Genomic DNA, 23,307 nt, shown 5'->3' with positions numbered 1-23,307 from the left:
GACGATGAACGCCTATCTCAGCGATCAACCGGTACGTCTCTCGCCGCTGCGCGACGAACAGGGCAACCAGCCGCGCTTCGGCCTGCTGCTGGAGCCCGGCCGCCCCGGCATGCACGTCGGCGAGCTGCCGGCGCAGTGGCTCAAGGGCCTGGCGCGCAGCCACCACCTGCTGCTCCTGCGCGGCTTCGCCGCCTTCGCCGACGCCGAGAGCCTGACCCGCTACTGCCACGACTTCGGCGAAGTGATGCTGTGGCCGTTCGGCGCGGTGCTCGAGCTGGTGGAACAGGAAGGCGCCGAGGACCACATCTTCGCCAACAACTACGTGCCGCTGCACTGGGACGGCATGTACCTGGAGACGGTGCCGGAATTCCAGGTGTTCCACTGTGTCGACGCGCCCGGCGACAGCGACGGCGGCCGCACCACCTTCAGCTCGACCCCGGCGGCGCTGCAACTGGCCGACAGTAGCGAGCTGGAACTCTGGCGCCGCGCCAGCGGCCGGTACCAGCGCAGCGCGGCGCACTACAGCAGCCGCTCGGCGGCACCGATAGTCGAGCGCCACCCGCGCCGAGAATTCCCCATCCTGCGTTTCTGCGAACCGCCGGTCGAGGGCGACGCCAGCTTCATCAACCCCTCCGAGTTCCACTACGACGGCATCGCCCCGGAACAGCGCGGCGAACTGCTCGCCAGCCTGCGCCGCTGCCTGTACCACCCACAGGCGCACTACGCCCACCGCTGGCGCAGCGACGACCTGGTGATCGCCGACAACCTGACCCTGCTGCACGGTCGCGAGGCCTTCGTCCACCGCGCGCCGCGCCACCTGCGGCGGGTGCATATCCACGCCGAGCCGGCGCTGCGCAACCCGCACCTGCAGCGCGACTGACCGCCCCGCCGGCCGTGCGCGCCACGGCCGGCGTCCCGACAAGGAACCAGCATGAGCCATTCCGTCCCCAACGCGCTGATGACCGGCGCCGACTATCTCGACAGCCTGCGCGACGGTCGCCAGGTCTACCTCAACGGCGAACGGGTCGCCGACGTCACCCGGCACAGGGCGTTCCGCAACGCCTGCCGCAGCATCGCCGGGCTCTACGACGGCCTCCACGGCGAGCAGCGCGACGTCCTCACCCGGGTCGATGCCCAAGGCCGCCGCAGCCACCGCTTCTTCACCCCCGCGCAGAACGCCGAGGACCTGCTCGGCGCGCGCGAGGCGATCGGCTGCTGGTCGCGCATGACCTACGGCTTCATGGGGCGTACCCCGGACTACAAGGCGGCGTTCATGTCCGGGCTGGAGGCCGGCGCCGGCTTCTACGGCGACTACCGGCAGAACGCCTGCGCCTGGCACCGCGCCTTCGCCGACCGCGGGCTGTTCCTCAACCACGCGATCATCAATCCGCCGCTGGACCGCAGCAAGGCGATCCACGAGATGCGCGACGTGTTCGTCCACGTCGAACGCGAGACCGACCAGGGTATCGTCGTCAGCGGGGCGAAGATGCTCGCCACCGGCAGCGCCATCACCAACGCCACCTTCGTCGCCCCGGTCGCCTCGGCGCAGATGGAGGCCGGCAAGGCCGAGGACTTCGCCGTTGTATTCTTCGCCCGCATGGACAACCCTGGCCTGCGCCTGATGTGCCGGCCATCCTACGAGGAACGCGCGAGCAGCCCCTTCGACTACCCGCTGTCCAGTCGTTTCGACGAGAACGACAGCGTGCTGCTGTTCGACAAGGCGCTGATTCCCTGGGAGGACGTCCTGGTCTACCGCGACCTGCGCCGCGCCACCGGCTTCTATGCCGAGTCGGGCTTCGCCAACCTGTACAACTTCCAGTCCGGCATCCGCCTCGGGGTGAAGCTGGAACTGATGATCGGCCTGCTTTCCCTCGGCGTGCGCGCCAATGGCACCCAGGGCTTCCGCGGGATACAGGCGGCCCTCGGCGAGCTGATCGCCCTGCAGCACCTGCTGCAGGCGCTGACCACCGCCATGGCCCGCGACCCGGAGCGCAACGCCGCCGGTTCGGCGGTGCCGCGCCTGGAGTACGCCAATGCCCTGCGCATCCAGGTGCCGCAGATCTGGAAGCGTGTCCGCGAGTTGCTGGAAAGCGCCCTCGGCGGCGCCCCGCTGGTCACCGTCTCGGGCGCCGCCGACCTGCGCGACGGCGAGGCGCGGCGGCTGGTGGACAGCTACTACCGCGGTGCCGAGCTGGAGCCGGAGCAGCGCCTGAAGCTGTTCAAGCTGATCTGGGACGCCACCGGCAGCGAGTTCGGCGCGCGCCACGCGGTCTATGAGAGCCATTATTCCGGCAATGCCGAGCAGATCCGCCTCGACTCGCTGGCCTGGGCCAGCCGTCGCGGGCACCTGGCCTACTGCGAGGCGATGGTCCAGCGCTGCATGGCCGACTACGACATCCACGGCTGGCTGCGGGGGCCCTGGCAGCATGACTGAGCGTAAACGCTGGCTGGCCGGCTGCCTCTCGGCCCTGCTTTCCCTGCCGCTGGCCGCCGCCGTGCCGGGCCCGGACGCGCCCGCCGACCTGGCGCGCGGCAAGGCGATGGCGCAGAAGATGTGCTCGCGCTGCCACGACGACGACGGCAACGGCGGGCCACGACCGAACCGCAGCTACCCGAAGCTCGCCGGGCTCGACCGGGAATACCTGTACAAGCAGATCTACGACCTCAAGACCCAGCGCCGGCGCAACCCGGCCACCAACGGTCGCGGCGAGGAGCTGAGCGCGGCGGACGTGGTCAACGTCTCCGCCTGGTTCGCCGCCCAGCGCATGAGCGCCGGCGAACAGACCCTGGCCGACCCGGCGCAACGCGAACGCGGTCGCCAGCTCTTCGAGAACGGCCTGGCGCAGCGCGGCGTACCCCCCTGCGTCACCTGCCACGGGCCCGCCGCCCAGGGCCTGGCGGCGCTGAAGGCGCCGCGCCTTGCCGGGCAATGGGCGGAATACCTGGCAACCCAGTTGCACGGCTTCCGCGACGGCAAGCGCGGCAACAGCGCGACCATGCGCGTGGTCGCCGGCGGCCTGGAGGATAGCGACATCCAGGCGCTCGCCGGCTACCTGGGCAGCCTGGGGCCGTAAGGCGAATAACCGCTCGCGGTTATCCGCCGCCTATCCGCGACGTCGGCGGCGGATAACGCCTGTGGCGTTATTCGCCCTACCCCCAGGCACGGATGCCCGGCGTCATTCGCCCTGCGCCAGGCGGAACGGCTCGCGACCGAGATGCTCGCGCAGCGACTCGATGAACGCCCTGACCCGCACCGGCATGTAGCGCGCCGAGGGATACAGGGCGTAGATGCCGCCCTGCGGCAGGTGCCAGCCGGGCAGCAGCCGGACCAGCCGTCCGCGGGCGATCTCGCGGGCGACCAGGAAGCTCGGCAGCACGCTGACGCCGGCACCGTCGAGCACCAGGCGGTACACCGCCAGGGTGTTGTTCGCCAGCAGGCGCCCTCGGGTCTGCACCGTGGCGCGCTCGCGCTGGCGTTCGAAGGTCCAGGTCCAGGGCGTGCTCAGGCGGGTATGGCCGATCCATTCGCAGCGCGCCAGGTCGTGCGGCTGGAGCACCGGCGACAAGCCGGCGAGGTATCCCGGCGTCGCCACGGCAACCTGCTGGAAGTCGCACAGCTTGCTGGCATGCAGGCCGGAATCGCGCGGCCAGCCGATACGCACCGCGAGGTCGATGCGCTGGCCGACCAGATCGCTGAACTGGTCGTCGGCCAGCATTTCCACCTGGACCTTGGGAAACTGCCGGATGAACGCCGCGGAAACGCTGCTGATGTGCCATTTGACGAAATCCTGCGGCGCGGTGATGCGCAACCGGCCGCTGGGCTCGCCCTGCAGGTCGCGCACATCGGAGAGCGCGCCGTCCAGCTCGCCGAGCATGCGCTGGGCCACGCCGAACAGCAGTTCGCCGCGATCGGTAAGGGTCATGCGACGGGTGGTACGGGTCAGCAACTGGATCCCGAGGTCGGCCTCCAGGCGTCGCAACTGCTCGCTGAGTAGCGATTTCGACAAGCCCAGGGCCTCCGCCGCGGCGGTGAAGCTGTTGTGTTCGGCGACGGCGACGAAGGCATACAAGTGATTCAGGTTCAGATGATTCAATCGCTCCAGGGCGGCGCTCATCCTGTCATTCCTTAGCCGGGAAGTGGGTCCGGACGGGTCTTGTCGAAAAATCCTGCTGCGACGGAACGGCGGCATTCGACAGGACCCGCAACGATCGGTGAGCGTGATGACGCGACCGGGCGGTCAGGTCGTCGTTAAAGACCGCCAGGCGCGCATAAGTTTCAGCGCGCCACCTTCGTTTTCCGATAAATGAGAACTGCTTCAGACGGTCGGCCGGGTGCTTTCATGTCAGCGAGCCCCGCCTGATTGATCGCTTTCTACCGACAAACCACTCTTAAAGTAGTTTCTCAAGTATTGGACAAATTTCCTTTTTATTTATGGAGATACGGCACATTCATTCCATTCGACATTAATAATCGAAAGCCATCATGCGAAACGATTATTCGTTTTTCATGAACAGCCTCCTGGCTGTCATGCCTGACCGACCCTCGGTAGGCGTTTTTTTTCCGTTGACGGGCATCGGCCTTCTGGTATTTTCTGAAACCGGTTTCAGCTCCTGGCATCCGCTGGCGAAGACCAGCCGGACACACCAATAAGAACAGCACCAAGAGGTACCAGGTCCGTGAATGGTTCAGTACTGCCCAGCCGTGGCCGCGTCACCATCAACCAGGTGGCCGAGGCCGCCGGCGTCTCCAAGGCCAGCGTGTCGCGCTATATCGGCGGCGACCGCCAGTTGCTCGCCGATGCCACCGCCCGGCGCATCGAGCGCGCCATCGACCAGCTCGACTACCGCCCCAACCAGATGGCCCGAGGCCTCAAGCGCGGGCGCACACGGCTGATCGGAATGCTGGTGGCGGACATCCTCAACCCCTACTCCGTGGCCGTCATGCATGGCGTGGAAACCGCCTGCCGCGAACACGGCTACAGCCTGGTGGTGTGCAATACCGACCGCGACGACGAGCAGGAACGTCATCACCTGGCCGCCCTGCAGTCCTACAACGTCGAAGGACTGATCGTGAACACCCTCGGCCACCATCCCGGCGAACTGCGCGCCCTGCACCGCGAACTGCCGATGGTGCTGGTGGACCGCCAGTTGGCCGAGCTGGATACCGACCTGGTCGGCCTGGACAACGCCGACGCCGTCGAACAGGCCCTGGACCACCTTCAACAACGCGGCTTCCGCGACATCCTGCTGGTCACCGAACCGCTCGACGGCACCAGCTCGCGGATCGAGCGGGTCCAGGCCTTCAATGCCTCCATCGGCCGGCGACCGGCGCTCAAGGGCCAGGTCCTGCAGACCGACGACTTCTTCCGCGACGGCCTGCGCGCCTTCCTTTCGGCCAGCGGCCCCGGGCCAAAGGCGCTGTTCACCTGCAACGGCGTCGCCACCCTCTGCGCCACCCGCCAACTGCGCGACCTCGGCTGCCGGCTGTTCGACGAGGTCGGCCTGCTGGCCCTGGACGAACTCGACTGGTACCCGCTGGTGGGCAGCGGCATCACCGCCCTCGCCCAACCCACCGACGAAATCGGCCGCACCGCCTTCGAGCGCCTTCTGGCGCGACTCGAAGGCGACCGCGAGCCGGCGCGCCGGGTGACCTTCCCGGCGCAACTGATCGTTCGCGGCTCGACCCATCCACGCGGCTAGCGGCCTGCCGCCGGCGCGTTGCCGGCGGCTTTCGCACGGCCTGAAATGAAACCGGTTTCAGAGGATCGCCAATGTCCCTTCACCCTGTCTCCATCAGTCTTTCCAGCTACGGCGCGGACCTCGTTCGCAGTCGCGGCCAGGCCAGCTTCCTGCCCCTGCTGGGGATGGCCGGCGCGCAGCGCGTGGAACTGCGCGAGGAACTCTTCGCCGGCCCGCCGGATACCGAAGCGCTGACCGCCGCCATCCAGTTGCAGGGGCTGGAATGCGTGTTCTCCTCGCCCCTCGAGCTGTGGCGCGAAGACGGCCAGTTGAACCCCGAGCTGGAGCCGACCCTGCGCCGCGCCGAAGCCTGCGGGGCCGGCTGGCTCAAGGTCTCGCTCGGTCATCTGCCGGAACAGCCCGACCTCGCCGCCCTCGCCCGGCGCCTGGCGCGCCACGGCTTGCAACTGCTGGTGGAGAACGACCAGACGCCCCAGGGCGGCCGGATCGAGGTGCTGGAACGCTTCTTCCGCCTCGCCGAGCGCCAGCAACTGGACCTGGCGATGACCTTCGACATCGGCAACTGGCGCTGGCAGGAGCAGGCGGTGGACGATGCCGCCCTGCGCCTGGGCCGCTACGTCGGCTACGTGCACTGCAAGGCGGTGATCCGCAACCGCGACGGCAAGCTGGTCGCGGTGCCGCCGTCGGCCGCCGACCTGCAGTACTGGCAGCGCCTGCTGCAGCATTTCCCGGAAGGCGTGGCGCGGGCCATCGAATACCCGCTGCTGGGCGACGACCTGCTCAGTCTCAGCCGCCGGCACATCGCCGCCCTCGCCCGCCTCGGCCATCCCCAGGAGGAACGCCAGCATGGCTGACTTCGAGATCCTCTGCTTCGGCGAGACCATGGCCATGTTCGTCGCCGAACAGCCCGGCGAACTGGACCGGGTCGAGCAGTTCGGCAAGCGCATCGCCGGCGCCGACAGCAACGTCGCCATCGGCCTCGCCCGCCTCGGCTTCGCGGTGGCCTGGCTGAGCCGGGTCGGCGACGACTCGCTCGGCCGTTTCGTACTCGACAGCCTGACTCGCGAGGGTCTCGACTGCCGCTTCGTCGAGGTCGACGCGCAAGCGCCCACCGGGTTCCAGATGAAGTCCCGCGAGGTCGATGGTGCCGACCCGCGGGTCGAGTACTTCCGCCGCGGCTCGGCGGCCAGCCGGCTGGGCCTCGCCCATATCCGCGAAGAAATGCTCGGCGCCCGCCACCTGCACGCCACCGGCATTCCGCCGGCACTCTCGGCGAGTGCCTGCGAACTGTCCCACGAACTGATGCGGCGCATGCGCGGCAAGGGCGCCAGCCTGTCCTTCGACCCCAACCTGCGACCCTCGCTGTGGCCCAGCGAGCGCCGCATGATCGCCGAGATCAACGCCCTCGCCGCGCATGCCCACTGGGTCCTGCCGGGCCTGGAGGAAGGCCGCCTGCTCAGCGGCTGGCAGGAACCCGCGGATATCGCCGCGTTCTACCTGGACATGGGTGTCGACGCGGTGGCGATCAAGCTCGGCCCGAGCGGCGCCTACTATCGCGATGCCCACGGCGAAGGACTGGTCCCCGGCGTGCCGGTGGCGACCGTGGTGGACACCGTGGGCGCCGGCGACGGCTTCGCGGTCGGGGTGGTCAGCGCGCTGCTGGAAGGTCTGCCGCTGCCCGACGCGGTGGCGCGCGGCAACTGGATCGGCAGCCGCGCGGTACAGGTCCGCGGCGACATGGAGGGGCTGCCGAAACGCAGCCAACTGCTCGACCGCGAGCACCGCAGGAGCGCCTGAACCCGCCGCCCACGCGGCACCTGTTGCGACAAGAACAAGACAAGCTCAGGAGATACCCGACCATGACCATGCCTCGCCTCGCCAGCAGCCGCTGGTGGTACATCATGCCGATCGTTTTCGTCACCTACAGCCTGGCCTACCTGGACCGCGCCAACTACGGCTTCGCCGCCGCCTCCGGGATGGCCGACGACCTGCGGATCACTCCCGGGCTGTCCTCGCTGCTGGGCGCGCTGTTCTTCCTCGGTTACTTCTTCTTCCAGGTGCCGGGGGCGATCTACGCGGAAAAGCGCAGCGTCAAGAAGCTGATCTTCGTCAGCCTGATCCTCTGGGGCGGGCTGGCCACCCTGACCGGGATGGTCGCCAACGTCTACCTGCTGATCGGCATCCGCTTCCTCCTCGGCGTGGTCGAGGCGGCGGTGATGCCAGCGATGCTGGTCTACCTCTGCCACTGGTTCACCCGCGCCGAGCGCTCGCGGGCGAACACCTTCCTGATCCTCGGCAACCCGGTGACCATCCTCTGGATGTCGGTGGTCTCCGGCTACCTGGTGGAGCATTTCAGCTGGCGCTGGATGTTCATCATCGAAGGCCTGCCGGCGGTGATCTGGGCCTTCATCTGGTGGCGCCTGGTGGAAGACCGCCCGCGCCAGGCCGCCTGGCTGAGCGGCTCGGAAAAACGCGACCTGGAAGACGCCATGGCCGCCGAGCAGCAGGGCATCAAGCCAGTGAAGAACTACCGCGAGGCGTTCCGTTCGCCAAAGGTCATCGTCCTCTCGCTGCAGTATTTCTGTTGGAGCATCGGCGTCTACGGCTTCGTCCTCTGGCTGCCGTCGATCCTCAAGCACGGCGCCAACATCGACATCATCGAAGCCGGCTGGCTGTCGGCGCTGCCCTACCTGGCGGCGGTGATCGCCATGCTCGGAGTGTCCTGGGCCTCGGACCGGTTGCAGAAACGCAAGCGTTTCGTCTGGCCGCCGCTGCTCATCGCGTCCATCGCCTTCTACGGTTCCTACGCCCTCGGCAGCGAGCACTTCTGGCTGTCCTACGCCCTGCTGGTGCTGGCCGGGGCCTGCATGTACGCGCCCTACGGACCGTTCTTCGCCATCGTCCCGGAAGTCCTCCCGGCCAACGTCGCCGGCGGCGCCATGGCGCTGATCAACAGCATGGGCGCGCTGGGCTCGTTCTCCGGCTCCTGGCTGGTCGGCTACCTGAACGGCATCACCGGCGGGCCCGGGGCTTCCTATCTGTTCATGAGCGGAGCGCTGCTGCTGTCGGTGCTGCTCACCGTGTTCCTCAACCCGCACGCCGACAAGCGCGAGCCCGATGCCGCTCGCGCGCACGCCTCGCGGCGGGCGGCGCCGGCCCACCCCTGACCGACTCCGGAGCATCCGATGAAGAAAGTGGTTCTCTACAAACGTCTCTCCGCGCCCCTGATGGAACGCCTGCGCGAACGGGTCGAGGTGCTCCTGGTCGAGGAGCCCGGCCGCGACGGCCTGGCCCGCTTGCGCGACGCCCTGCCCGAGGCCCACGGCCTGCTCGGCGCCAGCCTGCGCCTGGAGGCCGGACTGCTCGACCTGGCACCGCGACTGGAAGCCATCGCCAGCGTCTCGGTGGGCGTCGACAACTATGACATCGACTACCTCGACCGCCGCGGCATCCTCCTCAGCAATACCCCCGACGTGCTCACCGAGACCACCGCCGACACCGGCTTCGCGCTGATCCTGGCGACAGCCCGGCGGGTAGTGGAACTGGCCGGCTGGGTGCGCGCCGGGGAATGGAAGAAGAGCGTCGGCGCCGCCCAGTTCGGTACCGACGTGCATGGCAAGACCCTCGGTATCGTCGGCATGGGCCGCATCGGCGAGGCCCTGGCCCGGCGCGGGCACCACGGCTTCGGCATGCGCGTGCTGTACCACAGCCATAGCCCGAAGCCCCACGTCGAAGAACGCTACGCAGCGAGCTACCGCTCCCTCGACGCGCTGCTCGAGGAATCCGACTTCGTCTGCCTGACCCTGCCGCTGACCGCCGCCACCGAAGGCCTGATCGGTGCCGCGCAGTTCGCCCGGATGCGCCCACAGGCGATCTTCATCAACATCTCCCGTGGCCGGGTGATCGACGAGGCGGCCCTGATCGAGGCCCTGGCCCAGCGGCGGATCCGCGCCGCCGGCCTCGACGTGTTCGAGCGCGAGCCGCTGTCTCCCGACTCGCCGCTGCTGCGCCTGCCGAACGTGGTGGCCACCCCGCACATCGGCTCGGCCACCGAGGAAACCCGCGAAGCCATGGCCCGCTGCGCGGTGGACAACCTGCTGGCCGCCCTCGCCGGCGAGCGGCCGCTGAACCTGGTCAATCCTTCGGCCTGGGCGCGACGGCGAGGCGCCTGAAGGCCGCGCCGGGCCGACGCCCGGCGCGCCGTTCTGCTTCACTTGCCGGTATTGGCCTGCCTGAATCCTTGCTGAAACGTTTTTTCAACGTGACACATGAACTTATAATTAGCCTGCTAATCATTATCAGAAAGACGAAACCGTGATGATCCAGAGAGGACCCCACCATGCCCGATGACAAGGCCGTCAACGGCCGCCGCGACTTCCTGCGCAAGACCCTGACCGTGATCCCGGCGGTGACCCTGGCCGGCTATGGCGTCGGCCATGCCATGCAGACGCCCGCCGCCGAGCAGGACAAACCCCGCGAACGCTACCAGCCTCGCTTCTTCACCAACACCGAATGGGCTTTCGTCAACGCCGCGGTGGCGCGACTGATCCCCAGCGACGACAACGGCCCCGGCGCCATCGAGGCCGGGGTGCCGGAGTTCATCGACCGACAGATGGAAACCCCCTACGGGCACGGCGCACTCTGGTACATGCAGGGACCGTTCGTCACCGACGCCGCGCCGGAGTTCGGCCATCAGTTGAAGCTGGTGCCACGCGACATCTACCGGGTCGGCATCGCCGCCCTGGAACGCTGGAGCAAGGCCAACCAGGGCAAGCCGTTCGCCGAGCTGGAGCCGTCAGCGCAGGACGACATCCTGCAACGCCTGGAAGCCGGCCAGATCGACCTGCAGGACCTGCCGGCCAAGCTGCTCTTCGGCCAGTTGCTGCAAAACACCCACGAAGGCTTCTTCTCCGATCCGCAGCACGGCGGCAATCGCGGCCTGGTGGGCTGGAAGCTGGTCGGTTTCCCCGGTGCCCGCGCCGACTTCATGGACTGGGCCGACCGTGGCGAGAAGTATCCCTTCCCGCCGGTGGCGATTTCCGGCGAGAGGGGCTGAACATGGCGACGACACTCAAACCGGTGGACGCGGTGGTGGTCGGCTTCGGCTGGACCGGAGCGATCCTGGCCAAGGAGCTGACCGAGGCCGGGCTCAACGTGGTGGCGCTGGAGCGCGGCGAGAACCGCGATACCTATCCCGACGGCGCCTACCCGAACACCCTCGACGAGCTGACCTACAACACCCGCGGCAAGCTGTTCCAGAATCTCTCCAAGAGCACCGTGAGCATCCGCCACGGGATCAACGACACCGCGCTGCCCTACCGCCAGCTCTCCGCTTTCCTTCCCGGCGACGGCGTCGGTGGCGCCGGCCTGCACTGGTCCGGCGTGCATTTCCGGATCATGCCCGAGGAACTGCGCTTGCGCAGTCACTACGAGGAACGCTACGGCAAGAAATTCATCCCCGAAGGCATGACCATCCAGGACTACGGGGTCAGCTACGAGGAGCTGGAACCGCACTTCGATTTCGCCGAGAAGGTCTTCGGCACCTCCGGCACCGCGCATACGGTCAAGGGCCAGGTGGTCGGCACGGGCAATCCGTTCGCCGCCGACCGCTCGGACGACTTCCCGCTGCCGGCACTGCGCCAGGTGTACTCCGCGCAACTGTTCCGCAAGGCCGCCGAGGAACTCGGCCTGCACCCCTACGACCTGCCGGCGGCCAACGCTTCGGGGCCCTGGACCAACCCCTACGGGGTGCAGATGGGGCCGTGCAACTTCTGCGGCTTCTGCAGCGGCTACGCCTGCTACATGTATTCCAAGGCCTCGCCGAACCTGAACATCCTGCCGGCGCTGCGCCAGACCCCGCTGTTCGAACTGCGCGCCAACTGCAACGTGCTCAAGGTCAACCTCGACAGCGACGGCAGGCAAGCCACCGGCGTGACCTACGTCGACGCCCAGGGGCGCGAGATCGTGCAGCCGGCGAAGCTGGTGATCATCAGTGCCTTCCAGTTCCACAACGTGCGCCTGCTGCTGCTCTCCGGCATCGGCAAGCCCTACGACCCGCGCACCGGCGAGGGCGTGGTGGGGAAGAACTTCGCCTACCAGAACATGGCCACCATCAAGGCGTTCTTCGACAAGGACGTGCATACCAACCCCTTCGTCGGCACCGGCGGCGGCGGCGTGGCGGTGGACGACTTCAACGCCGACAACTTCGACCACGGACCGCTGGGCTTCGTCGGCGGCTCGCCGATGTGGGTCAACCAGGCCGGCTCCAAGCCGATCGGCGGCCTCGCCGTGCCGCCCGGCACGCCGAGCTGGGGCAGCGGCTGGAAACAGGCGGTCAAGGACGCCTACACGCACACCGTGTCGATGGACGCCCACGGCAGCAACATGACCTACCGCGACAACTACCTCGACCTCGACCCGACCTACAAGGACGCCTACGGCCAGCCACTGCTGCGCATGACCTTCGACTGGAAGGACAACGAGATCCGCATGAGCCGCTACGTCACCGAGCACATGCGCAAGATCGCCGAGGCGATGAACCCGAAGGCCATCTCGGTGAGCGTCAAGAACTTCGGCGACCACTTCAATACACGGGTCTACCAGACCACCCACCTGCTCGGCGGGGCGATCATGGGCAGCGATCCGAAGACCAGCGTGCTCAACCGCTACCTGCAGAGCTGGGACGTGCACAACGTCTTCGTCATGGGCGCCTCGGCCTTCCCCCAGGGCACCGGCTACAACCCCACAGGGCTGGTGGCGGCGCTGGCCTACTGGTCGGCCAAGGCGATCCGCGAGCAATACCTGAAGAACCCCGGTCCGCTGGTGCAGGCATGAGGAGCGCAACGATGAAACCGACAGCCTTCCTCGCCCTCTCCGCCCTCGCCTGCGGCATCGCCCAGGCCGCCGCAGCGCCGGACCCGGCCCTGGTCAGGCAGGGTGAATACCTGGCCCGCGCCGGCGATTGCGTGGCCTGCCACACCGCCAGGGACGGCAAGCCGTTCGCCGGGGGCCTGCCGATGGAAACGCCGATCGGCGCGGTGTACTCGACCAACATCACCCCGGACCGCAAGACCGGCATCGGCGACTACAGCTTCGAGGACTTCGACCGCGCCGTGCGCCATGGCGTGGCCAGATCCGGCGACACCCTCTACCCGGCGATGCCCTACCCGTCCTACGCGCGAGTCAGCCAAGCGGACATGCGCGCCCTCTACGCCTACTTCATGCATGGCGTGGAGCCGGTGGAGCAGCCCAACAAGGCCAGCGACATCCCCTGGCCGCTGTCGATGCGCTGGCCGCTGGCATTCTGGCGCTGGACCTTCGCTCCCGAGGTGAAGGACTTCCAGGCCGCCGCCGGGCAGGACCCGGTGCTGGCGCGCGGCGCCTACCTGGTCGAAGGCCTCGGCCACTGTGGCGCCTGCCATACCCCGCGTGGGCTGGGCATGCAGGAGAAGGCCCTGGCGGCGAGCGATGGCGCGGCCTACCTGTCCGGCAGCGCGCCGCTGGAGAACTGGATCGCCAAGAGCCTGCGCGGCGACCACCGGACCGGACTGGGCAGTTGGAGCGAAGCCGACCTGGTCAGCTTCCTGCGCACCGGCCGCAGCGAGCGCAGCGCGGTGTTCGGCGGCATGTCCGACGTGGTGGTGCACAGCATGCAGTACATGACCGACGCCGACCTCACCGCCATCGCCCGCTACCTCAAGTCGCTGCCGCCGGCGGACCCCTCCGACCAGCCGCACGTCTACGACGAGAGCGTGGCCCAGGCACTGTTCCACGGCGACGACAGCAAGACCGGCGCGGCGCTCTACGTCGACAACTGCGGGGCCTGCCACCGCACCGACGGCAAGGGCTATGCGCGGGTCTTCCCGGCCCTGGCCGGCAACCCGGTGGTGACCGGCAGCGACCCGACCTCCCTGGTGCACATCGTGCTCAAGGGCGGCACCCTGCCGGCCACCCACCAGGCACCGTCGAGCTTCACCATGCCGCCGTTCGGCTGGCGGATGAACGACCAGGAGATCGCCGACGTGGTCAACTTCATCCGCACCAGTTGGGGCAACCAGGCGCCGAGCGTCAGCGTCGACGAGGTCAAGCGCCTGCGCAAGGACACCGGCGCGGCGGCGGTGGGCGACATTCCGCCGCCGGGACCGGCCGCGGCGGATCGCGGCTGAGCGCCAGGCCTCTGGCGAAACGCCATTCCAGCCCCTCTCCCGCTCGCGGGAGAGGGTTGGGGAGCGGGAGCGCGCCGTACCGGGCACGGCCCTCCTCCTTCACTCATCACCCAAGCGCACATGCCGCCCCAGCTCGTCGAACAACGCGACCACCGAGCGCAACGCCCGGCAGTCCGGACGGGTCAGCAGCCACAGGGCGCTGGCGCAGCCCTCGAGGTTGGCGTCCATTACCCGCAGGCCGTCGCCGTCGCGCAGCAGGTAGGCGGGGATCGCCGCCAGGCCGAGGCCGGCGCGGGCCATCTCGGCGACCGCCAGCACGCCGTTGCAGCGGTAGGCCGGCAGCACCCCAGGATAGTGTCGACGACGCCAGACCACGCTCGGGTGGTCGGGAAGGAAATCGTCCGGGGCGATCCAGTGCAGCATGGCGGGCTCCGTCGCGTCGCGGCCCTCCAGGTAGCGTTCGCTGGCGCAGAGCACGTAGCGCACCTCGCCGAGGTTGCGCCCGACCAGGTGTTCCGGCGGCGTGCGGGTCATGCGCAGGGCGATGTCGGCGTCGCGCCGGCTGAGGTTGGCAAAGTCGTTGGAGGTCGCCAGCTCCAGTTGCAGGGCCGGATAGCCAGGCATGAAGCGCGCCAGCGCCGGCAGCAGCAGGCCATGCAGGACGGCGTCGGAGCAGGTCAGGCGCACGGTACCGCTGAGCACCTCGCGCTCCAGTTCGAGGCCGATGCGCGCCGCCTCCAGCGCCTGTTCCGCCAGTTCCGCCTGCTGCGCCAGGCGGCGGGCGGTCTGGTTCGCCAGGTAGCCGCTGCGGCTCTTGTCGAACAACGCCTTGCCGAGGTTCTTCTCCAACCGGCGGATGGCTCGGAAGACCGTCGACACATCGACCCTGAGCAACTCCGCGGCCCGCGCCAGGCTACCGCCGCGAACCAGGGCGAGGACCAGGGCAAGATCGGCATGGTCCAGGCGATATTGCAGCGGTGCATTCATCTTTTGCATTGGCGCCGATATCGAGTGCGGAAACGCAACTATAGAGTGAGCGTCAGGGCCCGCCAACCGGCGTGGCGAAACTGGAGCGAAAACGGATGTCCACCCCTCCCGCGGCGCCGCTGCGCATTGCCCTGGTCGGCGACCACGACCCGCACATCACCGCCCACCGGGCGATTCCCCTGGCCCTGCGCCTGGCCGGCGAGGCACTCGGCCTGGAGATCGCATTCGACTGGCTGGCCAGCGACCGCCTGCCCGCCGAGCCGGCGCTGGAGCGCTATGACGGGTTCTGGTGCGTGCCGGGCAGCCCCTATCGCGACGCCGACGCGGTGCTGCGCCTGATCGCCCATGCCCGGGGCCGGCGCCGGCCGTTCCTCGGTACCTGCGCCGGCTTCCAGCACACGATCCTCGAGTTCGCCCGCAACGCCCTCGGCTGGCAGGCGGCGACCCATGGCGAGGAGCATCCGCACAGCGACCAGGCGGTGATCGCCGCCCTGCCCTGCGCTCTGCTCGAAGCCCGCGAGGAAGTCCGCCTGCTGCGCGGCTCGCGCCTGGCCCTGGCGTATGCCGCCGACTGGATCGAGGCGGACTACCATTGCCGCTACGCAATCGCCCCGCGCTTCGCCGCGGAACTTACCGGCGGCGCACTGCGGGCCAGCGCCTGGAGCGCCGACGGAGCGATCCGCGCGGTGGAGCTGGAACAGCATCCGTTCTTCGTCGCCACCCTGTTCCAACCCGAGCGGGCAGCCCTGGCCGGCGTCCTGCCGCCACTGCCGAAGGCATTCGTCGAGGCGTGCCGGACGCAGCGCCGCGACCGCCCCCGGCGCGGCCCGACACCTTATTACGCAGTGATCTTCAGCTCCCATCGCAGCGCCGTCGACGACGGCTACGCCGAAGCGGCCGAGCGCATGCTGGAACTGGCCAGCCGCCAGCCGGGCTATCTCGGCGTGGAGTCGGTCCGCGGCACCGACGGTTTCGGCATCACCGTCTCCTACTGGGACAGCGAGGCGGCGATCCGTGCCTGGAGCCGCCACGCGGAGCACCGCGACGCCCAGGCGCGCGGCCGGCGCGACTGGTACGCCGGTTTCAGCGCGCGGATCGCCCGGGTCGAACGCGAATACGCCTTCCCGGCTCAGCCGGACACCACGCAGTCTCCGGCCTCGTCCTGAGCCAGCACCCGGAAGCAGGCCAGGGCCAGCAGCCAGGCCAGCCAGCCGGCGCCAACCGCGACGAGGAAACCGCTGGCGGCGCCGTAGCCCTCCACCACCCAGCCGGCCAGCGCCGAGCCCAGGGCCATGCCGATGCCCAGCCCGGTGATGGCCCAGGTCAGGCCTTCGGTGAGGCGTGCCGGGTCCACCGCACGCTCGACCAGGCCCATGGCCAGGATCATCGTCGGCGCCACGCTGAAACCGGCCACCAGCACGGTCAGGGCAAGCGCGAGGATGCTCTCCACCCCTAGCAGCGGCATCAGGCTCAGGGCCATCAGCGTAACCATGCAGAGCAGTTGCCGGGAAAGCGCCAGGCGCCAGCGCAGCAGCCCGAACAGCAATCCCGCGAGACATGAGCCGACGGCATAGACCGACAACACCAGGCTTGCCGCAGCCTTGTTGCCGTGCGCCTCGGCGAAGGCCACGCTGACCACTTCCACCGCGCCGAAGATCACCCCGATGGCGGCCAGCACCAGCGCCAGCACGCGTACCGCCGGATAGGCCAGCGCGCTGCCGGCGCGGCGCCGCGGATGGGCATGCAGCGGCGGTTCGGTGCCGCGTTGCAGGCTGAACAGGCTCACCCCGGCGACCAGGAACAGCGTCGCCAGCAGCGGCCCCGCCTCGGCGAACCAGCCGACGCTGAGGCTCACCGCCAGCACCGGCCCGATGATGTAGCACACCTCGTCCATCACCGATTCGAAGGAAAACGCCGTGTGCAGCTTCGGCGAGCCCCGGTACAGCTCGGTCCAGCGCGCCCGCACCATGGCCGGCATGCTCGGCATCGCCCCGGCGAGCAAGGCGAACAGGTAGAGCCAGGCATTCGGCGCTCGATAGTGCGTACACAGCAACAGCGCGCTCATCGCCAGGGCGCTGGCCAGCGCGGCCGGGAGCAGCACCCGGCCCTGGCCGAAGCGGTCCACCAGGCGCGATACCTGCGGCGCGAGCAAGGCATTGCAGAACACGAAGGTGGCCGCCACGGTACCGGCCAGCCAGTAGTCGGCATGCACCTGGGAAAGCATGGTGACGATGCCCAGGCCGGTCATCGACAGGGGCATCCGCGCCAGCAGGCCGGCGGCTGAAAAGCCCTTGGCGCCGGGCGCGGCGAACAGTTCGAGATAGGGGTTGCTCATGGAAAGCCTCGGCTGGCCGGCTCCAGCGGAACCGGCGACGACGGGAGAAGACGAAATTCACATACGCTACGTATGTCAAAAATCATGGAGACATACGCAGCGTATGTAAATTATCCTGAAGCCCCTTCGCCACCCGGAGACCTCGCATGGCCCGCAAGCCTCGCGCCGAGATGATCGAGGAAACCCGCGCCAAGCTGATCGAAGCCGCGCGCCGAGCGTTCGCCGACAACGGCTACGCCGGCGCCTCGATGGACGAACTGACCGCCAGCGCCGGCCTCACCCGCGGCGCGCTGTATCACCACTTCGGCGACAAGAAAGGCCTGCTGGCCGCGGTGGTGCAGCAGATCGACGACGAGATGAACCTTCGCCTCGGCGCCATCCTGGCTGCCGGTGAGGACCTCTGGAGCGGCTTCCGTGCCTACAACCGCGCCTACCTGGAAATGGCCCTGGAAGCGGAAATCCAGCGCATCGTCCTGCGCGATGCCCCGGCCATCCTCGGCAGCCCCAGCAGCGAGGCCAGCCAACTGCGCTGCCTAAGCTCGATGACCGGGCAACTGCGCGAACTGATGGACAGCGGGCGGGTCCGCCGCACCGACGCCGAGGCCCTGGACGTGCTGCTCGACGGCCTGCTCATGGAGTGAAAAGCCAATGGACTACCGCATCAGAACCAGCCGCGACGAGGACGCCGCGCTGCTCCCGGCCATCGAGCGCTCAGCCGGGGAAAGCTTCCGCCTGCTGCCCGAGCTGGCCTGGATCGCCGACGCCGGGGTCGCCGGGGTGGACTTCCATCGCCGCCTGATCGAGCGCGGCAGCCACTGGCTGGCGGAAGACGCCGATGGCCAGCCGGTCGGTTTCCTCGCCGCCGAACGCTGCGCCGACGAGCTGCACATCGCCGAGTTGTCCATCGCCCAGGCCCACCAGCAACAGGGCCTGGGCCGCCGCCTGCTGGAGCGCGCGGTGACCTACGCCCACGCCAGCCACTGCCGGGCGCTGACCCTGACGACCTTCTGCGACGTGCCCTGGAACGCGCCGTTCTACGCACGCCTGGGCTTCCAGCGGCTGACCTGGCAGGAAGCCGGCGAGCGCTTGCGCGCGATCCTCGGCCACGAGCAGGAGATCGGCTTCGCCGCCGACAGCCGCTGCGCGATGCGCCTGGTGCTCTAGACGGCGGCAAAGGGCTTGACCGGCGGGTGGCGGGTGACGGTACAGTTGCCAACTGCAACAGGATGTTTCAGCACTGCCCCGGACGGGCTTCCGCTCTCCCTCTTCCCCAGTGTGCCCTTGCATGAGCAGTCAACGCCGAAACTACCGCTTCATCCTTGTCGTCACCCTGTTCGTCCTCGCCTCCCTGGCCGTCTCCGGACGGTTGGTCTATCTCCAGGTCCACGACCACGAATTCCTCGCCGACCAGGGCGACCTTCGCTCGATCCGCGACCTGCCGATCCCGGTCACCCGCGGCATGATCACCGACCGCAACGGCGAGCCGCTGGCGGTATCCACCGAAGTCGCGTCGATCTGGTGCAACCCCAGGGAAATGGCCGCCCACCTCGACGAGGTGCCGCGCCTGGCCGGCGCCCTGCACCGCCCCGCGGCGCCGCTGCTGGCCCAGCTCCAGGCCAACCCGAACAAGCGCTTCCTCTACCTCGAGCGCGGCCTGTCGCCGATCGAGGCCAGCGAGGTGATGGCCCTGGGCATAACGGGGGTACACCAGATCAAGGAATACAAGCGTTTCTACCCCAGTTCCGAGCTGACCGCGCAGTTGATCGGCCTGGTCAACATCGACGGCCGCGGCCAGGAAGGCACCGAACTGGGCTTCAACGACTGGCTGAGCGGCAAGGACGGGGTACGCGAGGTGGCGATCAACCCGCGCGGCTCGCTGGTCAACAGCATCAAGGTGCTGAAGACGCCCAAGGCCAGCCAGGACGTGGCCCTGAGCATCGACCTGCGACTACAGTTCATCGCCTACAAGGCGCTGGAAAAGGCCGTGCTCAAGTTCGGCGCGCACTCCGGCTCGGCGGTCCTGGTGAACCCGAAGAGCGGGCAGATCCTGGCGATGGCCAACTTCCCCTCCTACAACCCGAACAACCGCGCCAGCTTCGCCCCGGCCTTCATGCGCAACCGCACCCTCACCGATACCTTCGAGCCGGGCTCGGTGATCAAGCCGTTCAGCATGTCGGCGGCGCTGGCCTCCGGCAAGTTCGACGAGAACAGCCAAGTCAGCGTGGCACCGGGCTGGATGACCATCGACGGGCACACCATCCACGACGTCGCCCGGCGCGACGTACTGACCATGACCGGAGTGCTGATCAACTCCTCGAACATCGGCATGAGCAAGGTCGCCCTGCAGATCGGACCCAAGCCGATCCTCGAACAGCTCGGCCGGGTCGGTTTCGGCGCGCCGCTGTCGCTGGGCTTCCCCGGCGAGAACCCGGGCTACCTGCCGTTCCACGAGAAATGGTCGAACATCGCCACCGCCAGCATGTCGTTCGGCTACAGCCTGGCGGTGAACACCGCCGAGCTGGCCCAGGCCTACTCGGTGTTCGCCAACGACGGCAAGCTGGTGCCGCTCAGCCTGCTCCGCGACAACCCGCAGAACCAGGTGCGCCAGGCGATGGACCCGCAGATCGCACGGCGCATCCGGGCGATGCTGCAAACCGTGGTGGAAGACCCGAAGGGCGTGGTCCGCGCCCGCGTGCCGGGCTACCACGTGGCGGGCAAGAGCGGCACCGCGCGCAAGGCCTCGGGCCGGGGCTACGCGGACAAGTCCTACCGTTCGCTGTTCGTCGGCATGGCGCCGGCGTCCGACCCGCAACTGGTGCTGGCGGTGATGATCGATTCGCCGACCAGGATCGGCTACTTCGGCGGCCTGGTCTCGGCGCCCACCTTCAGCGACATCATGGCCGGATCGCTACGCGCCCTGGCGATCCCGCCGGACAACCTGCAGGACAGCCCGGCCGTCGCCGACCGCCAGCACCACGGCTGACCGCTGCCTAGCCGTCGTGCTCGCGGCCCTCGGCGTCCAGCCAGTGCGCTCCCGGCCCCTCGGCGGAAAGCTGGTCGCCGGGGTTGCGCAACGGGCAGGCCTGGAGCGACAGGCAGCCGCAACCGATGCAGCCGTCCAGTTGGTCGCGCAACAGCAGCAGCTTGTCGATGCGCTCGGTGAGATCCTCCTTCCACTGCGCCGACAGGCGCGCCCAGTCCGCCGCGCTAGGGCTACGCCCCGCCGGCAGGGTCTGCAGGGCGCGAGCGATCTCCGCGAGGGGAATGCCGACCCGCTGGGCGACCTTGATCACCACCACCCGGCGTAGCGTCTCGCGACTGAAGCGCCGCTGGTTGCCGGCGTTGCGCTGGCTGCTGATCAGCCCCTTGGTTTCGTAGAAATGCAGGGCGGAGACCGCCACGCCGGCACGCCTGGCCAGTTCGCCGACGCTCAGTTCGCGGGATGCGCAGGAATTCTTCATGATTGGCTTGACCTCAAGTTTGCTTGAGGTTTTACCCTGGGCCGGCCCTCGACACAAGTCACCCGGAGTAACCCGCCATGCTCATCCCCTCCTCCTACTGCTGCACCGACGACCAGTGCCCGGCCGCTAGCGAGCGGTCGCCGTGCTACGCGCAACTCATCGATATCGAGGTGGAACCCGCCAGCCAGTTGTCGCTGGCGCTGGAACAGAACGCGCACCTGCAACGCCTGGAACGCTGCTTCAGGAACTGCCCGGGCTACCTGTCCGCCAGCCTGCACCCCAGCGAGGACGGCCAGCACGTGCTGAACTACACCTGCTGGCGTTCACGCGAGGACTGCGAACGCGCCTGGCAAGCCCGGGAGGACGCGCCAGGCCCGCTGAGCGCGGGCGTCTGGCGGCTGGGGGCGAAAAGCGTGCGTTTCGAGACCTTCCTGGTCGACGCCGAGGGCTGCTGAGCCCGCCGGCGCCGACGGCCCGTCTCAGAAGGACTTCTGCAGGGAGGCCATGTCGATCACGAAGCGATACTTCACGTCGCTGGCCAGCATCCGCTCGTAGGCCTGGTTGATCTGCTGGATCTCGATCATCTCGATGTCGCAGGCGATCCCGTGGGCCGCGCAGAAATCCAGCATTTCCTGGGTCTCGGCGATGCCGCCGATGGCCGAGCCGGCGATCGAGCGGCGTCCCATCACCAGTTGCGCACCGTGCACCGCCGGCTCCAGCGGCTCGAGCAGGCCGACCAGTACGAGGGTGCCGTCGCGCTTGAGGGTCGCCAGATAGGGATTGAGGTCGTGCTGGTGCGGCACGGTGTCCAGGATCAGGTCGAAGCGTCCGGCGACGGCAGCCATCCGCTGTGGGTCGGTGGAAAGGATCACCTGGTCGGCGCCGAGCCGCCGCGCTTCCTCCTCCTTGCCCGGCGAGCGGGTGAACAGGGCCACCTCGGCACCGAGCGCCCTGGCGAACTTCAGGCCCATGTGACCGAGGCCGCCCAGGCCGACCACCGCCACCCGGCTACCGGGGCCGATCTTCCAGTGACGCAGTGGCGAGTAGGACGTGATCCCGGCGCACAGCAGCGGCGCCGCCGCCTTCGGGTCGAGCCCCTGGGGAATGCGCAGGACGAACCTGGAGGAGACCACGATGCGCTCCGAGTAGCCGCCGAAGGTCGGCAGGCCGTCGTGGCGGTCGCGGCCGTTGTAGGTCAGGGTCGGGTATTCCGCGCAATACTGCTCCAGGCCCTCGGCGCAGGCGGCGCAGTGCCGGCAGGAGTCGACCATGCAGCCGACGCCGACCAGTTCGCCGACCGCGAAACCGCTCACCGCCTCGCCGACGCTGGCGACCCGGCCGATGATCTCGTGGCCCGGCACCAGCGGGTACAGGCTGTTGTGCCATTCGTTGCGCGCCTGATGGAGGTCCGAGTGGCAGACGCCGCAGTAGAGGATGTCGATCACCAGGTCGTCGGCGCGCGGCGCGCGGCGTTCGAAGCGATGGGCGGCCAGCGGGGCGCTGGCGGACTGGGCGGCGTAGCCGCGGATCTGTAGGGTCATCGGTGTGTCCTCTTCGCAGGATGGCGGGCCGCGACGACCTGCTGGCGGCGGTCCGTTCGGGGGGCAATTGTTCGCCGGATGGGCGCCGCCGCAGAATGTCCATTCCTGTCGAAGCCTTGCCCATTCGTGCCGATGTTGCGTCCCGCCACTGCCCAGGCGCGCGCGGGGTTGCTACGTTTGCCTCCCCTCCTGGAGAAACAGCCAAGGCATGAGCACTACTTCCACCGACATGGCGTCGCTGATCACCACCCTGCAAGGCGAACCGGGTTTCGACGCCACCCGCATCCCCGGCGTCCGCCTGATGCGCGCCGAACAGGCCTATCCGCGCAGCCCGGTGTTCTACGAGCCGCGCATCTGCATCCTCGCCCAGGGCCAGAAGATCGGTTTCCTCGGTGGCGAAACCTACCGCTACGACGCCGAACGCTACCTGGTGATGTCGGTGCCCCTGCCGTTCGAATGCGAAACCCACGCCTCCGCCGCCGAGCCCTTGCTGGGAGTGAGCGTCGACGTGGAAATCGGCACCTTGAAGGAACTGCTGCTACAGATGGAAGAGGCTCCCGGCAGCGACGACGACAACGAACTGGCGCCCAGCGCGCCGATGGCTTCGGTACCGCTGGACGCGGGGATGGCCGATGCGGTGATGCGCCTGCTGCGCTGCCTGCAGAGCCCGCTGGACAGCCATATCCTCGGCCCGCAACTGGTCCGCGAGATCATCTTCCGCGCCCTGCGCAGCGAGCAGGGCAACGCCCTGCGTGCGGTGGCCGGCCGGCACAGCGGCTACGGGCGCATGGCCAGGGCCCTACGGCGCATCCACACCGACTACGCCAGTGCGCTGGACATCGACACCCTGGCTCGCGAGGCGAACATGAGCGTGTCGACCTTCCACCACAACTTCAAGGCGATGACCTTCACCTCGCCCCTCCAGTACCTGAAGAGCGTGCGCCTGTACAAGGCCTGGAGCCTGATGGTGCAGGACGGGCTGAACGCCAGTACCGCCGCCAACCAGGTCGGCTACGAGAGCCCCTCGCAGTTCAGCCGCGAGTTCAAGCGCTACTTCGGGCGCACGCCGAGCGAGGAAGTCCAGGCCGCCCGCCGCTAGCCGGCGGGAGCGGGGGCGC

General features: G+C 68.6%; 21 protein-coding genes and 1 pseudogene. 17 read left to right on the top strand and 5 right to left on the bottom strand.

The features are described 5' to 3' along the window. Positions 1 to 4: 4 nt before the first annotated feature. The 3 genes from pvcB to pvcD are packed head-to-tail and all read left to right on the top strand — an operon-like array spanning position 5 to position 3,074. Positions 5 to 880, top strand: a complete 876-nt coding sequence (gene pvcB, locus VQ067_RS14280) for a paerucumarin biosynthesis oxygenase PvcB (protein ID WP_003110740.1) — start codon at positions 5 to 7, stop codon at positions 878 to 880. 51 nt (positions 881 to 931) lie between these two features. Then, entirely contained in the window at positions 932 to 2,434 is a 1,503-nt protein-coding gene (gene pvcC, locus VQ067_RS14275; RefSeq protein ID WP_003089259.1) for a paerucumarin biosynthesis protein PvcC, read from the top strand. Next, a complete protein-coding gene (gene pvcD, locus VQ067_RS14270; RefSeq protein ID WP_033955189.1) occupies positions 2,427 to 3,074 on the top strand; it encodes a paerucumarin biosynthesis heme-binding protein PvcD in 648 nt (215 codons plus the stop codon). The genes pvcC and pvcD overlap by 8 nt, the downstream gene beginning before the upstream one ends. Before the next feature lie 102 nt (positions 3,075 to 3,176). On the opposite strand, the gene ptxR is transcribed toward pvcD, so the two are convergent. Further along, positions 3,177 to 4,115, bottom strand: coding sequence for an HTH-type transcriptional regulator PtxR (gene ptxR, locus VQ067_RS14265; RefSeq protein ID WP_003124663.1), 939 nt, complete (start codon positions 4,113 to 4,115; stop codon positions 3,177 to 3,179). Between the two features lie 562 nt (positions 4,116 to 4,677). Here ptxR and ptxS point away from each other — a divergent pair. The 8 genes from ptxS to VQ067_RS14225 all read left to right on the top strand — a co-directional run bounded on the left by ptxS (position 4,678) and on the right by VQ067_RS14225 (position 13,865). Further along, positions 4,678 to 5,700, top strand: a complete 1,023-nt coding sequence (gene ptxS, locus VQ067_RS14260) for a transcriptional regulator PtxS (protein WP_003089268.1) — start codon at positions 4,678 to 4,680, stop codon at positions 5,698 to 5,700. A 71-nt stretch (positions 5,701 to 5,771) separates the two neighbouring features. Further along, a complete protein-coding gene (locus VQ067_RS14255; protein ID WP_033991574.1) occupies positions 5,772 to 6,554 on the top strand; it encodes a TIM barrel protein in 783 nt (260 codons plus the stop codon). Continuing rightward, positions 6,547 to 7,497 (top strand): sugar kinase, encoded by a 951-nt coding sequence (locus tag VQ067_RS14250; protein ID WP_031636159.1) that lies wholly within the window; start codon positions 6,547 to 6,549, stop codon positions 7,495 to 7,497. Before VQ067_RS14255 ends, VQ067_RS14250 begins: the two co-directional genes overlap by 8 nt. Positions 7,498 to 7,559: 62 nt before the next feature. After that, entirely contained in the window at positions 7,560 to 8,867 is a 1,308-nt protein-coding gene (locus tag VQ067_RS14245) for an MFS transporter (RefSeq protein WP_340080840.1), read from the top strand. 18 nt (positions 8,868 to 8,885) lie between these two features. Beyond that, a complete protein-coding gene (locus VQ067_RS14240) occupies positions 8,886 to 9,872 on the top strand; it encodes a 2-hydroxyacid dehydrogenase (RefSeq protein ID WP_034019751.1) in 987 nt (328 codons plus the stop codon). 167 nt (positions 9,873 to 10,039) lie between these two features. After that, positions 10,040 to 10,756 (top strand): gluconate 2-dehydrogenase subunit 3 family protein, encoded by a 717-nt coding sequence (locus VQ067_RS14235; RefSeq protein ID WP_003110746.1) that lies wholly within the window; start codon positions 10,040 to 10,042, stop codon positions 10,754 to 10,756. Positions 10,757 to 10,758: 2 nt separating this feature from the next. After that, a complete protein-coding gene (locus VQ067_RS14230; RefSeq protein ID WP_019484369.1) occupies positions 10,759 to 12,534 on the top strand; it encodes a GMC family oxidoreductase in 1,776 nt (591 codons plus the stop codon). Between the two features lie 11 nt (positions 12,535 to 12,545). Next, positions 12,546 to 13,865, top strand: coding sequence for a cytochrome c (locus tag VQ067_RS14225; RefSeq protein ID WP_023091795.1), 1,320 nt, complete (start codon positions 12,546 to 12,548; stop codon positions 13,863 to 13,865). 99 nt (positions 13,866 to 13,964) lie between these two features. Here the strand turns inward: VQ067_RS14225 and VQ067_RS14220 are convergent, their stop codons facing one another. Further along, complete coding sequence (locus VQ067_RS14220; RefSeq protein WP_023091794.1) at positions 13,965 to 14,861, bottom strand: LysR family transcriptional regulator; 897 nt, start codon at positions 14,859 to 14,861, stop codon at positions 13,965 to 13,967. Positions 14,862 to 14,947: 86 nt separating this feature from the next. Here VQ067_RS14220 and VQ067_RS14215 point away from each other — a divergent pair, with 86 nt between their 5' ends. Next, entirely contained in the window at positions 14,948 to 16,018 is a 1,071-nt protein-coding gene (locus VQ067_RS14215) for a CTP synthase C-terminal region-related (seleno)protein (RefSeq protein ID WP_033959032.1), read from the top strand. Here VQ067_RS14215 and VQ067_RS14210 read toward each other — a convergent pair. Beyond that, on the bottom strand, positions 15,982 to 17,187 hold the full coding sequence (locus tag VQ067_RS14210; protein ID WP_019484372.1) for an MFS transporter: 1,206 nt from the start codon (positions 17,185 to 17,187) through the stop codon (positions 15,982 to 15,984). The genes VQ067_RS14215 and VQ067_RS14210 overlap by 37 nt on opposite strands. A 146-nt stretch (positions 17,188 to 17,333) precedes the next feature. Between VQ067_RS14210 and VQ067_RS14205 the strand changes: the two are divergent. The 3 genes and pseudogenes from VQ067_RS14205 to VQ067_RS14195 form a co-directional block, all read left to right on the top strand. Beyond that, a pseudogene (locus VQ067_RS14205) lies at positions 17,334 to 17,825 on the top strand (TetR/AcrR family transcriptional regulator); the annotation flags it as partial. A 10-nt stretch (positions 17,826 to 17,835) separates the two neighbouring features. Continuing rightward, positions 17,836 to 18,351, top strand: a complete 516-nt coding sequence (locus VQ067_RS14200) for a GNAT family N-acetyltransferase (RefSeq protein WP_003089295.1) — start codon at positions 17,836 to 17,838, stop codon at positions 18,349 to 18,351. Between the two features lie 121 nt (positions 18,352 to 18,472). Continuing rightward, complete coding sequence (locus VQ067_RS14195; protein WP_003110751.1) at positions 18,473 to 20,170, top strand: peptidoglycan D,D-transpeptidase FtsI family protein; 1,698 nt, start codon at positions 18,473 to 18,475, stop codon at positions 20,168 to 20,170. A 7-nt stretch (positions 20,171 to 20,177) separates the two neighbouring features. Here VQ067_RS14195 and soxR read toward each other — a convergent pair whose 3' ends face one another. Then, complete coding sequence (gene soxR, locus VQ067_RS14190) at positions 20,178 to 20,648, bottom strand: redox-sensitive transcriptional activator SoxR (RefSeq protein WP_003089301.1); 471 nt, start codon at positions 20,646 to 20,648, stop codon at positions 20,178 to 20,180. Between the two features lie 77 nt (positions 20,649 to 20,725). Here soxR and pumA point away from each other — a divergent pair, with 77 nt between their 5' ends. Then, positions 20,726 to 21,103, top strand: a complete 378-nt coding sequence (gene pumA / locus VQ067_RS14185) for a monooxygenase PumA (RefSeq protein WP_033959030.1) — start codon at positions 20,726 to 20,728, stop codon at positions 21,101 to 21,103. Positions 21,104 to 21,127: 24 nt separating this feature from the next. On the opposite strand, the gene VQ067_RS14180 is transcribed toward pumA, so the two are convergent. Then, positions 21,128 to 22,189, bottom strand: coding sequence for an NAD(P)-dependent alcohol dehydrogenase (locus VQ067_RS14180; protein ID WP_023097611.1), 1,062 nt, complete (start codon positions 22,187 to 22,189; stop codon positions 21,128 to 21,130). A gap of 208 nt (positions 22,190 to 22,397) precedes the next feature. Here VQ067_RS14180 and VQ067_RS14175 point away from each other — a divergent pair, with 208 nt between their 5' ends. Further along, on the top strand, positions 22,398 to 23,288 hold the full coding sequence (locus VQ067_RS14175; protein WP_003110753.1) for an AraC family transcriptional regulator: 891 nt from the start codon (positions 22,398 to 22,400) through the stop codon (positions 23,286 to 23,288). Positions 23,289 to 23,307 lie beyond the last annotated feature (19 nt).

This window comes from Pseudomonas sp. KBN12P06040, assembly GCF_037574965.1.
GTDB classification, from domain to species: domain Bacteria; phylum Pseudomonadota; class Gammaproteobacteria; order Pseudomonadales; family Pseudomonadaceae; genus Pseudomonas; species Pseudomonas aeruginosa.
Note: the sequence above shows the minus strand (reverse complement) of the source record. Positions and strands in the feature narration are given on the sequence as shown.

Coding starts and splice junctions, on each gene's coding strand:
- pvcB (WP_003110740.1), top strand. CDS start 5: ATGAACGCCTATCTCAGCGATCAACCGGTACGTCTCTCGCCGCTGCGC.
- pvcC (WP_003089259.1), top strand. CDS start 932: ATGAGCCATTCCGTCCCCAACGCGCTGATGACCGGCGCCGACTATCTC.
- pvcD (WP_033955189.1), top strand. CDS start 2,427: ATGACTGAGCGTAAACGCTGGCTGGCCGGCTGCCTCTCGGCCCTGCTT.
- ptxR (WP_003124663.1), bottom strand. CDS start 4,115: ATGAGCGCCGCCCTGGAGCGATTGAATCATCTGAACCTGAATCACTTG.
- VQ067_RS14255 (WP_033991574.1), top strand. CDS start 5,772: ATGTCCCTTCACCCTGTCTCCATCAGTCTTTCCAGCTACGGCGCGGAC.
- VQ067_RS14250 (WP_031636159.1), top strand. CDS start 6,547: ATGGCTGACTTCGAGATCCTCTGCTTCGGCGAGACCATGGCCATGTTC.
- VQ067_RS14245 (WP_340080840.1), top strand. CDS start 7,560: ATGACCATGCCTCGCCTCGCCAGCAGCCGCTGGTGGTACATCATGCCG.
- VQ067_RS14240 (WP_034019751.1), top strand. CDS start 8,886: ATGAAGAAAGTGGTTCTCTACAAACGTCTCTCCGCGCCCCTGATGGAA.
- VQ067_RS14235 (WP_003110746.1), top strand. CDS start 10,040: ATGCCCGATGACAAGGCCGTCAACGGCCGCCGCGACTTCCTGCGCAAG.
- VQ067_RS14230 (WP_019484369.1), top strand. CDS start 10,759: ATGGCGACGACACTCAAACCGGTGGACGCGGTGGTGGTCGGCTTCGGC.
- VQ067_RS14225 (WP_023091795.1), top strand. CDS start 12,546: ATGAAACCGACAGCCTTCCTCGCCCTCTCCGCCCTCGCCTGCGGCATC.
- VQ067_RS14220 (WP_023091794.1), bottom strand. CDS start 14,861: ATGCAAAAGATGAATGCACCGCTGCAATATCGCCTGGACCATGCCGAT.
- VQ067_RS14215 (WP_033959032.1), top strand. CDS start 14,948: ATGTCCACCCCTCCCGCGGCGCCGCTGCGCATTGCCCTGGTCGGCGAC.
- VQ067_RS14210 (WP_019484372.1), bottom strand. CDS start 17,187: ATGAGCAACCCCTATCTCGAACTGTTCGCCGCGCCCGGCGCCAAGGGC.
- VQ067_RS14200 (WP_003089295.1), top strand. CDS start 17,836: ATGGACTACCGCATCAGAACCAGCCGCGACGAGGACGCCGCGCTGCTC.
- VQ067_RS14195 (WP_003110751.1), top strand. CDS start 18,473: ATGAGCAGTCAACGCCGAAACTACCGCTTCATCCTTGTCGTCACCCTG.
- soxR (WP_003089301.1), bottom strand. CDS start 20,648: ATGAAGAATTCCTGCGCATCCCGCGAACTGAGCGTCGGCGAACTGGCC.
- pumA (WP_033959030.1), top strand. CDS start 20,726: ATGCTCATCCCCTCCTCCTACTGCTGCACCGACGACCAGTGCCCGGCC.
- VQ067_RS14180 (WP_023097611.1), bottom strand. CDS start 22,189: ATGACCCTACAGATCCGCGGCTACGCCGCCCAGTCCGCCAGCGCCCCG.
- VQ067_RS14175 (WP_003110753.1), top strand. CDS start 22,398: ATGAGCACTACTTCCACCGACATGGCGTCGCTGATCACCACCCTGCAA.